The organism is Vibrio coralliilyticus, assembly GCF_024449095.1.
In the GTDB taxonomy this organism is placed as follows: Bacteria; Pseudomonadota; Gammaproteobacteria; order Enterobacterales; family Vibrionaceae; genus Vibrio; species Vibrio coralliilyticus_A.
The window spans coordinates 738,829-752,804 of record NZ_CP024628.1 but is presented as its reverse complement, the minus strand read 5'-3'; the positions used below and the strand labels follow the sequence as shown (position 1 = coordinate 752,804).

Annotated in this window: 12 protein-coding genes; 7 read left to right on the top strand and 5 right to left on the bottom strand. The window is 43.6% G+C overall.

All coding sequences use genetic code 11. The features are described 5' to 3' along the window. Positions 1-14: 14 nt before the first annotated feature. From modC to CTT30_RS18970, 4 genes are read right to left on the bottom strand one after another with little or no spacing between them, the layout of a single operon-like run. Positions 15-1,121, bottom strand: coding sequence for a molybdenum ABC transporter ATP-binding protein ModC (gene modC / locus CTT30_RS18985; RefSeq protein WP_252037539.1), 1,107 nt, complete (start codon positions 1,119-1,121; stop codon positions 15-17). Next, positions 1,118-1,810, bottom strand: a complete 693-nt coding sequence (modB, locus tag CTT30_RS18980) for a molybdate ABC transporter permease subunit (protein WP_252037537.1) — start codon at positions 1,808-1,810, stop codon at positions 1,118-1,120. Before modB ends, modC begins: the two co-directional genes overlap by 4 nt. Before the next feature lie 11 nt (positions 1,811-1,821). After that, complete coding sequence (gene modA, locus CTT30_RS18975) at positions 1,822-2,568, bottom strand: molybdate ABC transporter substrate-binding protein (protein WP_353505755.1); 747 nt, start codon at positions 2,566-2,568, stop codon at positions 1,822-1,824. A gap of 5 nt (positions 2,569-2,573) precedes the next feature. After that, positions 2,574-4,037, bottom strand: coding sequence for a cobyric acid synthase (locus CTT30_RS18970; RefSeq protein WP_252037535.1), 1,464 nt, complete (start codon positions 4,035-4,037; stop codon positions 2,574-2,576). Between the two features lie 167 nt (positions 4,038-4,204). Between CTT30_RS18970 and CTT30_RS18965 the strand changes: the two genes are divergently transcribed. Together CTT30_RS18965 and CTT30_RS18960 are read left to right on the top strand one after the other, a co-directional pair. Then, positions 4,205-4,573, top strand: coding sequence for a YgiW/YdeI family stress tolerance OB fold protein (locus CTT30_RS18965; RefSeq protein WP_239838945.1), 369 nt, complete (start codon positions 4,205-4,207; stop codon positions 4,571-4,573). A gap of 97 nt (positions 4,574-4,670) precedes the next feature. Continuing rightward, positions 4,671-5,189, top strand: coding sequence for a hypothetical protein (locus CTT30_RS18960; protein ID WP_239838944.1), 519 nt, complete (start codon positions 4,671-4,673; stop codon positions 5,187-5,189). Positions 5,190-5,223: 34 nt separating this feature from the next. Here the strand turns inward: CTT30_RS18960 and cra are convergent, their stop codons facing one another. Beyond that, the gene (gene cra, locus CTT30_RS18955; RefSeq protein ID WP_252037533.1) at positions 5,224-6,204 is read right to left on the bottom strand and encodes a catabolite repressor/activator; all 981 of its coding nucleotides are present in this window, start codon (positions 6,202-6,204) and stop codon (positions 5,224-5,226) included. Positions 6,205-6,473: 269 nt separating this feature from the next. On the opposite strand from cra, the gene fruB reads away from it, so the two are divergent. From fruB to glgC, 5 genes are all read left to right on the top strand, one after another. After that, complete coding sequence (gene fruB / locus CTT30_RS18950; RefSeq protein WP_252037532.1) at positions 6,474-7,610, top strand: fused PTS fructose transporter subunit IIA/HPr protein; 1,137 nt, start codon at positions 6,474-6,476, stop codon at positions 7,608-7,610. 9 nt (positions 7,611-7,619) lie between these two features. Then, positions 7,620-8,570, top strand: coding sequence for a 1-phosphofructokinase (pfkB, locus tag CTT30_RS18945; protein WP_252037530.1), 951 nt, complete (start codon positions 7,620-7,622; stop codon positions 8,568-8,570). A 17-nt stretch (positions 8,571-8,587) separates the two neighbouring features. Next, positions 8,588-10,324, top strand: coding sequence for a PTS fructose transporter subunit IIBC (gene fruA / locus CTT30_RS18940; RefSeq protein WP_239874666.1), 1,737 nt, complete (start codon positions 8,588-8,590; stop codon positions 10,322-10,324). A 233-nt stretch (positions 10,325-10,557) separates the two neighbouring features. Continuing rightward, on the top strand, positions 10,558-12,459 hold the full coding sequence (locus CTT30_RS18935; protein WP_252037528.1) for a GGDEF domain-containing protein: 1,902 nt from the start codon (positions 10,558-10,560) through the stop codon (positions 12,457-12,459). A gap of 100 nt (positions 12,460-12,559) precedes the next feature. After that, on the top strand, positions 12,560-13,822 hold the full coding sequence (glgC, locus tag CTT30_RS18930) for a glucose-1-phosphate adenylyltransferase (protein ID WP_255906946.1): 1,263 nt from the start codon (positions 12,560-12,562) through the stop codon (positions 13,820-13,822). Positions 13,823-13,976: the final 154 nt, after the last annotated feature.

Below are 13,976 nucleotides of genomic sequence, written 5' to 3'. Positions count from 1 at the left end.
ACAGTACGGCGTTTTTAATGGCTCAATACAACATCTTTTTGGGTCACACTCACCCCTTTAATTTGTGCAAACACTTCAAGCCCTTCTTCGAGTTCTAGCTCATCTTTGGCCCAAGCGGTAATCGTCGCCCATAAATAACACTCTTTATCCAGTTTTAGCTTAACTGAAACACTTTGACGCTTTGCACCGTTTGAGTGAGTTTGTATTTGATCAATTGTGGCCTTAAGTATGTTTCGTATCGAGCTTTTATCCGGTCTATCCAATGCAATAGACACATCACTGGCTCTTACTTGAAGTCTGACTTTGGCATTATTCTCCATTTCTAAACGCTGAACCCAGAGGCAAACATTTTCAGCCAGCTTAACCTTAGTCAATGCATAGTCTGAGTTATGGTGAAGGATTTTAGCCTCAAATAGCGAGCTTTGATCAGAGAAAGATTGCCAAGGTCTCATCGCTCTTGAAGACCATACCTCCTCGAGGTTTCCTGAAGTCACCACTTTGCCATCATCAATCACGACAATGTGATTTGCTAGGCGTACAACTTCATTCAAACTATGAGAGACATAAAGGATCGGAATTTCTATTTCGCTCGCCAGCTGTTCCAAAAATGGTAAAACTTCTCGTTTGCGAGGGATATCAAGCGAAGCCAGAGGTTCATCCATAAGAAGTATTTGGGGTTTAGATAATAACGCTCGACCAATGGCAACTCTTTGCTTTTCTCCACCTGAAAGTTGGATTGGGAATCGTTTCAGAAGTGGCTCAAGAGCAAGCAGCTTAATTATTTTATCATAGTGGTTTTGGTCAAAATCTTTCACACCATAAAGAAGATTCCCCTTTACACGATAGTGCGGAAAAAGCCTCGATTCCTGAAACACGTAACCAACCTGACGCTTATACGCAGGAATATTCAGTTTGGTCTGAAAGCTATATAGTGTCTTGTTCGAAACAACAATCTCTCCTTCATCAGGGGCTCTTAAACCCGCTATAACATCAATAATTGATGTTTTACCTGCCCCAGAGCGGCCGAAAATAGCCGTTATCCCTTTTCCCGGTATAGACACATCAACATCGAATAACTGCTCATCGAGAGTCTGCTTAAATTGGATTAGGATATTACTCATCGTTGTGTTCCTAATCTTTTGGCGCACTGACGATTCAACATTTCCGAGCCGATTAAAGAAGCTAAAGCAATGACTACAGAGATTGCGCACAAGCGCATCGTTTCTAATTCTGCTCCAGGCGTTTCAATGAAAGTAAACATAGCTAAAGGAATCGTCTGGGTTTCTCCGGGAATATTAGATACGAAACTGATCGTTGCGCCAAACTCCCCTAGGCTACGTGCAAATGAAAGCATTGTCCCTGTGATGATTCCGGGAATTGTCAGTGGTAACGTGATGGTAAAGAAGATTTTAAGTGGAGAGGCACCAAGTGTTGCGGCTGCCTGCTCAAGTTTAGGATCTACACTATCTAAGCTCAGGCGAATTGAACGAACCATCAGAGGTAGAGCAACAATCACACACGCAAGTACCGCCCCTTTCCAGCTGAAAGAGAAGACTAGCCCGAAATATTCGTACAACCATTGGCCAATAAAACCTTGGCGTCCCATTGAAATCAGGAGTAAGTAACCAATAACAACAGGAGGAAGTACCAAAGGAAGGTGAATTAAGCTGTCGAGCCAGCTTTTACCGATAAACTGCTTTTTAGCCAGCAGCCAACCAAATCCAATCCCGATAGGAATCAGCCAACAGATAGTATAAAGCGCAACTTTTAGGCTAAGCATTAGCGCCTGATATTCGTAATCAGAAAGCAATGAAGATAATCCTAGTTAAATCCGTATTGTTTTAGTATCGCTTGCGCTTTTTCACTTTGGAGAAAAGCCTCAAACTCTAAAGTGGCCGGTTTTTCGTTTAATCTAGCCATAGGATACGTAATTAGTGAGTAAGTCGAAGATGGCAAGGTAGCGACAATCTTCACTTTATCACTCACCATCGCATCGGTTATATACACTATCCCTAGAGGCGTTTCTCCTCGCTCAACAAGTGTTAGTGCTACCCTCACATTATTGACCGGCGCTAGATGATCTCTCAAAGATTCCCACACACCTAACGTCTCTAATGACTCTTTAGCATACATTCCTGCTGGAACAGCATTAGTTTGCCCTATCGCAATTCTTTGCCCAGACAGTTTCTTCAACCACTGTTCACTACTTCGCACATCAAAATTGGTAGGCTTATTTAACGGAGCAATAACTACTAACTGATTTTCAGCCAAATTAGTGACATTGTCACTCTGTATCATGCCCTTTTGAATAAGGTAGTCACTCCACCTAAGGTTGGCAGAGATAAAGATGTCTACGGGCGCCCCGTTAAGGATCTGCTTAGCAAGTGAAGAAGAACCTGCAAATACAGGGGTCACTTTCGTACCTGTTTCTGTTTGAAATTCTTCTGCCAGCTTCTTAATCACATTGGTCATTGAGGATGCCGCATAAACATTAACAGACGCATGAACCACAACGGAAGTAAACAGCGTAAAAATAACGACAGTCAGTCGCTTAAAAAAAATCATCATCTATTTCAGTTATAAAGTTCTGGCCAGATTACATCGAGCTTCATATGTTGTTCAACAGCATCGGCAATACGGTCTATAGCGAGCTCTTGATTTTTATGATGGTCAATTGCGCGAATATCCGCAGCACCTGCCCACCGGCACACCAGTTCCATTGCTTCAGGGGTATCCAAAATACCATGTAGATAGGTACCAAAGATTTGATTGCAATCACTGATTACGCCATCTGATAAACCATTATCTAAAGAAATCGGGGATAAGCCTTCACCGGATGTCCTGCCAACATGAATTTCATACCCGCTCACAGGAACCGATTCGTTACATAGTTCGAGTATTCCTCTTACATTGGTCAGCGCTTTTTCTTTCGTCAATTCAGTTTCAACAGGTAAATAGCCTAAAGCATCTGCGCGCCCCGCTTTACCTTCAACACCGAAAGGATCGTGAATCGCCTGTCCTAGCATTTGGTAACCACCACAAATTCCCATAAGCTTGCCGCCTAGCCTAACATGTCTTGCAATGTCTTTGTCCCAACCTTGGCTGCGTAGATACTCCAGATCCGCTCTTACAGATTTACTCCCCGGTAAAATAATGAGATCGGCTTTATCAAGCTTCTCGCCTTTACCTACATAACGAAAGTGAATATCCGGATTCTGCCTTAGTACATCAAAATCGGTATGATTGCTGATTCTGGTTAACACAGGGACAACCACATTCAACTTTGCCGATTCACTAGAAGACTGCTCATTATTTATCGCATCCTCCGCCTCTAGGTCGAAACCATGCAGATAAGGAAGCACGCCAAGTACTAGCTTATTGGTTCGTTGTTCTAACCAATCTAACCCCGATTGAAGCAAAGATATATCACCTCTAAATCGATTGATTACAAAACCTACAACTCGGTTCTGCTCAGATTCAGAAAGAAGATCTAATGTGCCAACTAAGTGCGCAAACACGCCGCCACGATCAATATCGGCGATGATAATAACAGGTACATCGGCTTCTTCAGCAAACCCCATATTAGCGATATCGTTTTCACGAAGATTAATTTCTGCGGGGCTGCCAGCCCCTTCGATCATAACAGCCTCAAATTGTTCTTGAAGCACTGAAAACGATTCAAGCACAGTCGGCAAGGCCATTTGCTTATAATTCTGATAGCCAATCGCCTCCATATTACTTAGAGCCTTACCTTGTAATATGACCTGTGCACCTGTGTCTGAGTTAGGCTTGAGCAGAACAGGATTCATGTGCACAGTAGGAGCTACTTTAGCAGCCTTAGCTTGAACCGCTTGAGCTCGACCTATCTCACCGCCATCGGACGTAACAGCACTATTCAGTGCCATATTTTGTGGCTTAAAAGGAGCAACTTTTACCCCTTTTCTTGCCAAAACACGACATAACGCGGCCACGAGTACACTTTTCCCGGCGTCAGATGTGGTGCCTTGAACCATTAGTGCTTGTAATGCTGATTGCATAATCTATTAATTTTACGAGTCTTTTTTCGGTATTCTTTAATCATAGCCTCTTTGGCTTTGTTGACTCAATAAATGAATCGAATATGAATACTCTCCTCAGAGGTTATTCAAAATAGCTATGGCTTAATAGCACCATCAACAACGAAACTTTTCCAAAAGGAAATCATATGAAAAAAGTTATTTTGGCTACCGCTACTGCTCTAATTCTTTCACCTACTCTGGTACTCGCAAAGGCAGATCATACTTCATCTGGCATTCAGTTTAATGGTCCCGTTGATCTGTCAACTGTGGACTCTTTACTCGCAGACAGCAACATGTTTACAGAGAAGAACGTGGTCGTCGATGGAAACATTGTTCGTCAAGTTAAAGGCGATACGTTTGTGTTTTCTGATGGAAAGAGTGAAATTCAAATTGAGATCGATGATGATGTCCGACTTAACCAGGCGATAGATGCGACAACAAACCTGCGTATTTTTGGTGAATTTGAAGGTGGAAATACTCCAGAAATTGAAGTCGATCGTATTCAACTGCTTTAAAGATAAAGTAATTTATCTCCCACTGCGTTAAGATTTGGCTTGCTTATTGCAAGCCTTTTTTATAGTCAAAAACTTGATGCGAGTCGGAGTACTACCCTTGAAAAAGATCATCCTAACCAGTGCGTTCATCTGTGCTGGTTTCGCTGGCGCGGTAAATGCGAACAACTTTAACTATAACTTCTTTGAAGTACGCACAGCGGTGAACCCTGAAATGAGCGGTGTTGAATTCAGCACACTCTTCACTGACAACTCTCATTTTATCCTGAGAGCGGATACACAGTTCGACAACGACTACGATTTGGCTGGCGGTATTGGCTTTAATGGACCAATCAGTCAGTTTGCTGACGTATATGGTCAATTACTTGTACACCAAACTAAATTTACTGAAGAAGCTGGCGGTGACACCGATACTGTTGCAGAAGTCAATATTGGCTTTCGCATGTGGCTTGCTGAGCAAATTGAAGCAACAGGCCGCATTGGGCGCAATGATGACAGTTCTGTATTCCACGCCGGTGTACGTTTTCATTCCACGGAGCAGTTGTCTCTTTCCGCGGAAACTCGCAATAATGGCCTCTACGGACCTCAGATCACTATGTCAGTCCGCTTCCAGTATTAGCACAAAACTAAGCTCGGTCATTTACCGGGCTTACCTATTGTCTCACTATGATTTTTCTCGGCACCAGTTCAATCCCAGGTTGATAACGTTTGGCTGTGGCATTCAATGCCAAAGCAAGAGCACTATCAGCGATCAGTTCAAACTGCTGCGGTAAGGAATTGATTTTGAACGGCAAGAAATCCAATAACCTATTATCACCAAACGTCGATAGTTTCACGTTCGCCATAACGTCAGGTCTTTCCAGAAGAACATCTAACACTCCTTCTAGAAGCGTGTATGAGGTTGTGATGATAGCCTGAGGCACGTTACCTTCGGCAATCCAGCCTTCGAGAACTTTTCGACCATCTTGACGATAAAAATGTTGACCATACCCAACAACGGTATCTATTTGTGCTTTCTGAGCCACTGATTGAAAACCGAGTTCACGCTCTCGAGAAATATTCAGCTCAGGTAGTGCCCCGATCAATCCGACCTTAGTTACACCGTCACTTAAAACCGACGAGGTCAACTCATAAGCTGCACTAAAATCTTCACTAATGACACATGAAAAATGTTCATCATCCAAAGGTCGGTCTATTGCAATCACTGGCGTGCCTTTATTTTGCAATTCGAGATAAAAGTCACTGGCTTCTGGAATAGCACTAGCTACAAAAAGAGCATCTACTTTACGGCTAACCAATGCCTGAACAACGCTTTTTTCCGTCACCGGATCATCGTCCGAACAAGCAATAAGTATTTGGTATCCCGCCGCACGCGAGTTTTGTTCTAATAGCTTAGCCAAGCGGGCATAACTGGTGTTCTCTAAATCAGGAATAATCAAGCCAAATGAGCGACTCTGCCCTGCTCTTAACGTACTTGCAGCGAGATCTGGTCGGTAATTGTGTTCATCGACAACAGCCATGACCTTCTTTTGTGTCTTCTCACTGATTCGATACTTTTGTGCCTTGCCATTAATGACATAACTGGCTGTCGTTTTCGATACCCCAGCCAATTTGGCTATTTCATCAAGTGTCATATGAGCCTACTTATTCTGTGCATTGGATCAAAAATCCTAAATGATGATCCCAACAATATTTGCATTATAAACTGAAACGATTCAGCATAAAAGCTGAAAGGATTCAGCAAAATCGAAAATTTGATAAAGATTTGAGTTTTGAATATCACAGCAAGATAAAGCGACGCTTTTTGATTTGCTGAATTTTTTTACCAATTTGCTGAAACGATTCAGCTTGAAGTTGAAGTTAAGGACAACTGAATCGTATTAACAAACGAATTGAGGCGCATATGCTTAAACTAACAAAACACGATATCGCACTACAGCAATCGTTCTCGGATAAAAAAAGTGCCATTAGTTTTCTGGCTGAGTCACTGACTAATAAGGGTCTAGTCGATAATGGTTACGTTGAAGGAATGCTCAACCGCGAAAACCAGAATTCAACATTTCTCGGTAACGGCATTGCCATCCCCCACGGTACAACTGACACTCGCTCTCTTGTAAAAACAACAGGGGTAACCATTGCACACTTCCCACAAGGTGTTGACTGGGGAGACGGCAATACGGCCTACGTGGCGATTGGCATTGCGGCTAAATCTGATGAACATCTAGGCATCTTAAAACAACTTACCAAGGTGTTATCAGCCGATGGCGTAGAGGAAAAGATAAAACATGCTAAGAGTGAAGAAGAAATCATTGCCCTTCTCAATGGGGAAGCGCAGTTAGACATTGATTTTGATCCTTCATTGATTCAGCTTAACTTCCCAGCGAGCGATATGGTTCAAATGTCTGCGGTTGCAGGTGGGCTGCTGAAAAATACCGGTTGTGCCAATAGTGAGTTCGTGGCGAGCTTAGTGACGACTCCCCCTACTCATCTTGGCAATGGCCTTTGGCTAGTCAGCTCAGACCGCTCAGTTCTCCGCACAGGTATGGCTTTTGTTTCCACTGCCAACCACTGCGAGTACGAAGATAAGAATGTAAAAGCATTAATCGCATTTGCAGCTTGCAACGATAGTCATAAACCTCAATTAAACACTATTAGCCACATCGTGTTTGAAGGTAAGCAAAATACGTTAACAGAAGCGACGGCAGACCAATTACTCGCTTTATTCAAATCGAACGACATAGACTCCCAGCCTGTAGCGGATAGTGATAATAGCGCCGTCTTTGTGATTAAGAATGCTCACGGATTACACGCAAGGCCAGGCGCTATGCTTGTGGCCGAAGCGAAAAAGTTTGAATCCGCCATTAAGGTTTCAAATCTAGATGGTGATGGTTCAGCCGTGAATGCGAAGAGCCTGATGAAAGTCATTGCGTTAGGAGTAAAGAAAGGCCATCACCTTCAATTCACCGCAGAAGGTAGTGATGTAAAGCAAGCTTTAGCTTCAATCGGTGCAGCCATTGAATCCGGCTTAGGCGAGAGTTAAGGAAACGTCATGACAAATAAAGTTGTTACTATCACTCTCAACCCAGCTCTTGACCTCACTGGCAGCCTTTCGGGCCTTAAGCAAGGTTCAGTAAACCTTGTTCACGAAAGCTCATTCCATGCAGCAGGTAAAGGTGTCAACGTTGCAAGAGTATTGTCAGATTTAGGAGCTGACGTCACGGTCACTGGTTTCCTCGGAAGAGATAACCAAGAGATGTTTTGTCAGTTATTCCAAGATATAGGAGCTGATGATCAATTTATTCGTGTCAACGGTGCAACACGAATTAACGTCAAACTCGTAGAACAAAGCGGTGACGTCAGCGATATCAACTTCCCGGGAATAGCTATCGATGAATTGGCATTGAGTCAATTTGAAGCAAAACTGGAAGAGCTTACAGAACATCACGATTATTTTGTACTAGCGGGCAGCCTACCCAAAGGGGTCACTCCTGAGCGTTGTGCTTCTTGGATTTCCTACTTACAAGGAAAAGGCAAAAAAGTCCTATTTGACTCAAGCCGTGAAGCGCTTAAGGCTGGAATAGCGGCCTCTCCATGGTTAATAAAACCTAACGATGAAGAGCTATCTGATTATGTCGGCCGCGTTTTGACCTCCACACAAGAATGCCAATCTGTGGCAGAAGAACTGAACAAGCTTGGAATCGAGAATGTCGTCGTGTCGATGGGCGCTGACGGTGTGATGTGGTTAAACCAAGATGAATGGTTCCAAGCGCAACCTCCTCACATGGACGTTGTTAGTACTGTGGGGGCAGGAGACACGCTTGTTGCTGGTTTGTGCTGGGGACATATGGCATCGCTAGAGAAAACAGAATTACTGTCTTTTGCTACTGCACTATCCGCCTTGGCTGTGAGCCAAGTCGGTGTTGGTGTGCCAGACATCGAGCAAGTACATACCCTACAAAAACAAATCAAAATCAACCCGCTTTCTAAACCGAAAGCTTAAGGACAAAGGTCGAGATTATGAATATTGCAATCATTACCGCCTGCCCTAGTGGTGTCGCAAACAGCATCATTGCTGCAGGGCTATTAGAGAAAGCCGCTGATAAACTCAAGTGGAATGCGAAAATTGAGTGCCAATCAAATGTTATTGAAACTCAAATGTTAACTTCTGAGGAGATAAACTCCGCTGAAATAATAGTCATTGCGGCCAATACACAGGTTGATACATCACGCTTTGTCGGTAAAAAAGTATACCAAGCGTCAATTAATGACGTGACTGAAGACGCCGTGGCTTTTCTACAATCAGCAACAAATAAAGCCGTGCTCCTCAGCGCTGAGGACATAGTGTCAATCAACACCTCTACGACCAAAGAATCGAAAAAGATTGTCGCCATTACAGCATGCCCTACCGGTGTCGCACACACTTTCATGGCAGCAGAAGCACTTGAAGACGAAGCCAAGCGTCAGGGACACCAGATCAAAGTCGAGACACGCGGTTCAGTAGGTGCCAAAAACCAGCTAACCGACGCAGATATATCCGCAGCCGATCTTGTTATTGTCGCAGCCGATATCGAAGTTCCGCTTGACCGATTTAACGGCAAGTTGATGTATCGAACGAAGACAGGCCCTGCACTAAAGAAAACCGAACAAGAGATCAACAAAGCATTGGCTGAAGCAACGGTGTACCAGCACACAGGTTCAAGCGATAGTAATCAGATAGAGGAAAAGAAAGGCGTCTATAAGCATTTGATGACCGGCGTTTCTCACATGTTACCTGTTGTAGTGGCTGGAGGCCTGATCATTGCTCTGTCATTTGTCTTTGGTATTGAAGCGTTCAAAGAGGAAGGCACACTGGCTGCAGCCTTGATGACGATAGGCGGTGGCTCAGCCTTTGCGCTTATGATCCCTGTGCTTGCTGGCTTTATTGCCTTTTCCATTGCGGATCGTCCGGGTTTAGCACCTGGTCTAATTGGAGGCATGCTTGCGAGTTCAACGGGTGCAGGGTTCCTGGGTGGGATCGCTGCGGGTTTCATTGCGGGGTACTCAGCAAAATTGATTGCGGATAAAGTACACTTGCCTCAGTCAATGGAAGCCTTGAAACCGATTCTGATCATTCCCTTCATTGCTAGCCTGTTTACTGGCTTGGTAATGATCTACATCGTAGGCGGACCGGTTGCTGGCATTATGGCTGCGATGACTGAGTTTTTGAATAACATGGGTTCAGCAAACGCGGTTTTACTCGGTGTTATCCTTGGCGCAATGATGTGTTTTGACCTTGGTGGCCCTATCAACAAAGCGGCTTACACCTTCGGCGTTGGTCTACTGGCTTCCCAAACTTACGCACCTATGGCAGCGATTATGGCAGCCGGTATGGTTCCCGCACTGGGTATGGGGCTGGCCACATTCCTTGCAAGAGATAAGTTTGAAGCTAGTGAACGTGAAGCAGGAAAAGCATCATTTGTCCTTGGGTTATGCTTTATCTCAGAAGGTGCCATTCCATTTGCGGCAAAAGACCCAATGCGCGTTATTCCTGCATGTATGGCCGGTGGCGCATTAACCGGTGCTCTTTCAATGCTGTTTGGAGCAAAACTCATGGCACCACATGGTGGGTTATTTGTACTGCTTATCCCTAACGCTATAAGCCCGGTTCTTATGTACTTACTCGCCATCGCTGCCGGTACTGCGTTAACAGGATTTGGCTACGCATTCTTGAAAAATCGCAATAGCGAAAAGAAAGCCGAAACCGCGACCGCTTAAACAGAAACTGTTTAGCCAGTCCCCCCAATATCTGGCTTGGCGCTAGCCCTACTCTATGAGTAGGGCTTTTTTAGTTTTGCTTTTTAAGTACTTACAATAACCAAATGCATCATATTGCTCAGCATCAAAGTCGATATCATAGGATATTCCACACGGCTCACAGTAAAATTCATAAAAGCCCATATAATTATTCACAAAATTATTAGATAAATTTGTGACTTCGTTGGGGCGAAATGTTCAAACTAAATTTCCGCATTCTTCTACAATTCGCTCTCGTGTTTATCGCCCTAGCCTTTGTGCCAACACTTTACTTTGCCAGCGAACTATCAAAAGCAGAGGAAGAGGCTAGCCAACAAGTGGATCGTCTAACGCAAGCTAAGCTTGAATACGCTCGATTAGAGTTAAAGTCCCATTCGACCAAAATCTTAAAATCCGTCAAAACACTCTCTAGTAACAGCATCTTCCGCCGCGCTATTCTTGAGCCAACCCCAATAAATACAAGTGCATTACAAGACTTTTGGTTATTAGTTGCCCGCACGCAAGGCTACTTTTCTCAACTGCGCTATTTAGATAACGATGGACAAGAAATTGTACGTATCACCCACAATCAAAGAACCAGCGCTGTCACTTCTCCAAAGCTTCTGCAAAACAAAGCGCATCGAGACTATTTCTCTTTCGCTAGACAGCTTCCTACCAATACTATTGGCACCTTCGGGATTGATTTAAAAAAAGAGAACAATGAAATAGTAAAACCCTTAACGCCAAGTCTGCGTATCATTGTGCCAGTTGATATCAATGCCAAACGTCATGGATATTTTATTGCTAATCTTGACTTTAAATTTCTATACCAACGACTAACTTACGACAAATTTAATAATGAATTGCCTGATGTCTACAATGCTCAAGGCTATTATGTGATGTCTAAAAATATGACCAATATAATGGGTCATATCGCGAAGGAAAATTCCCAATACAAACTAAGCAAACTCTACCCTAATTTATGGCGTGAAATTCAGTTGAATCAACATGGCACGATTTTCGAGCAAGGAAAATGGCTCTCCTATGTTAAGACGGCTCTCAACACGCTCGACAGACCACTTCACTTCATTCTCGTGGCAGAAGTTTCCCAGCATGACGCAGATCAGTTGTACCTCTCGCGTAAAGATGAACTCGCAATCAAAGCCATATCGGTTTACATCATTATTTTACTCATTACCTTTAGTTTTATAGTTTGGAACTATAACCACACTAAAAACAGTATGGACAGTCAAATTGCTCGAGCGGCCATGAATGGTATGTCTGCCATGTTAATCACCGACCGGCAAAACAGAATCATTAAAACCAATGAAGAATTCACTCGGGTGAGCGGTTATACCTTTGAGGAAGTTAAAGGAAAACAGCCTTCATTTTTTGCGGCCAATAAGCATGAACAAGAGTTCTACATTAATATGTGGAAGATCCTTGAAAAAGATGGCTTATGGGAAGGTGAAGTGGTCAATAAGCGTCGTGATGGTTCACATATAACTGAAATATTACGCATCCAGACGGTAACTGATAAAAATGGTGTGATTCAATTCTACGTCGCCTCATTCGTTGACATCTCCCACCGCAAGGAGCTTGAAAATCGTTTGCGAGAAATGAGTGAGAAAGACGCCATGACCGGATTGTGGAATCGACGTAAATTTGATCAGGAAATGGCGGCGCAATGCCTACGCACTAAACGATATCACGATGCAGAGCCCACTTGTTTTGCGATTGTCGACATTGATCACTTCAAGCGCGTTAACGATCAATTGGGTCATGATGAAGGCGATAAAATAATAAAATCTGTTGGAGTTGTCCTCAGCGCTCACCTTCGAGAAACTGACTTTATTGCTCGTATTGGTGGCGAGGAGTTCGCGATCATCATGCCGCATACACGTCTTCAGGAAGCTGAAATTGTCACCAACCGACTTCGTACTTCAGTATCGCTCGAACACAGCGAGAAAATTACCGTCAGTGTTGGAGTTACCGATATGGATGGCTCCATTGAAAACACTTACAAACGTGCTGATGTCGCACTTTATGAGTCAAAGTCTTTAGGTCGAAATAGCGTCTCGATCCTAGCATCAGACGAAATGGACACGGTTGCCTGATTTTGGTGCAATGCCTTCTCTTGGTGCAATGGCCGTGAGTTAGAATTCTTACATTCCGTATATAATCAACAAGTTGGATATTGGCTCGAAACTTGTAGCTATTCCCTTAGGAAGCCATAAAGCGCACTCATTCAGGGAGAAAGGCATGCAAGATACACTAACGGTAGTCCTCGCCGGTGGTATGGGGTCACGACTAAGTCCTCTAACGGATGATCGAGCCAAACCCGCAGTCCCATTCGGAGGCAAGTATCGAATCATTGATTTCACGCTCACGAATTGCTTGCACTCTGGGTTAAGAAAAATTCTTGTATTAACTCAATATAAATCCCACTCCCTGCAAAAACATTTACGTGACGGCTGGTCTATTTTTAACCCAGAACTTGGCGAGTTTATCTCCGTTGTGCCTCCACAAATGCGAGGTGGCGGCAAATGGTATGAAGGCACTGCCGATGCGATTTATCACAATTTATGGTTGTTATCGCGAAGTGATGCTCAGTATGTGGTTGTGCTATCAGGTGATCATATCTATCGCATGGACTACGCCGCCATGCTCGAAGAACACAAGCAAAATAATGCTAAGCTCACCATTGCTTGTATGGACGTAAGTCGCGAGGAAGCCACCCAGTTTGGAGTCATGGATATTGACGATACAGGCATGATCACTTCTTTTATCGAAAAACCTCAGGATCCTCCATCTATACCGGGTCGGCCTGATCGCAGTCTTGCCTCGATGGGCATCTATATCTTCGATATGGATATGCTGCGCAATGCTTTGGATGACGATGCTGATTGTGCAGAGTCGAGCCATGATTTTGGTAAAGACATCATCCCTAATCTTATAGATACACAAGGTGTATATGCTTACGACTTCTGTAACGACAAAGGACGAGTGGCAAAAGATTGTTACTGGCGAGATGTCGGCACATTGGATTCTTTCTATGAAGCGAATATGGATTTACTCGAGCCAGTCCCTCCGATGAACTTATATCAACCCGATTGGGCCATAAGAACCTATGAAGCTCAATGTCCTCCTGCTCGAACAGTCTCATCTGCTACTGGCAATGAAGGGATTTTCATTAACTCTATTATCGCTAATGGCGTGATTAATTCAGGTGGCTCAGTGCAACATTCCGTTGTTTCACCAAATGTGCGTATCAATGACAGCGCAACGGTTGTCGACAGTATTCTTTTTGATGATGTCGAGGTAGGAGAAGGCTGTCAATTAGTCAATTGCATCATTGACAAGCATGTAAAAATCCCACCAAACACACAAATTGGCTTAAATAAAATTGAAGATGCTAAGCGTTTTCATATTTCTGAGAAAGGGATTGTCGTTGTTCCTGAGAGCTATCAGTTTTCATAAAAATAGCCCTCTTAATGTCTTAAGAGGGCTAATCTAAGAGACTGACTAGATCTCCTATAGGGGGATATAAAAAGAGTAAGGTGTTTTGTTCTTTTTACATAGCAAAGTATGCCAACACTAACGCTTTAAAAAAACAGTAATTTTTTAACCTCTG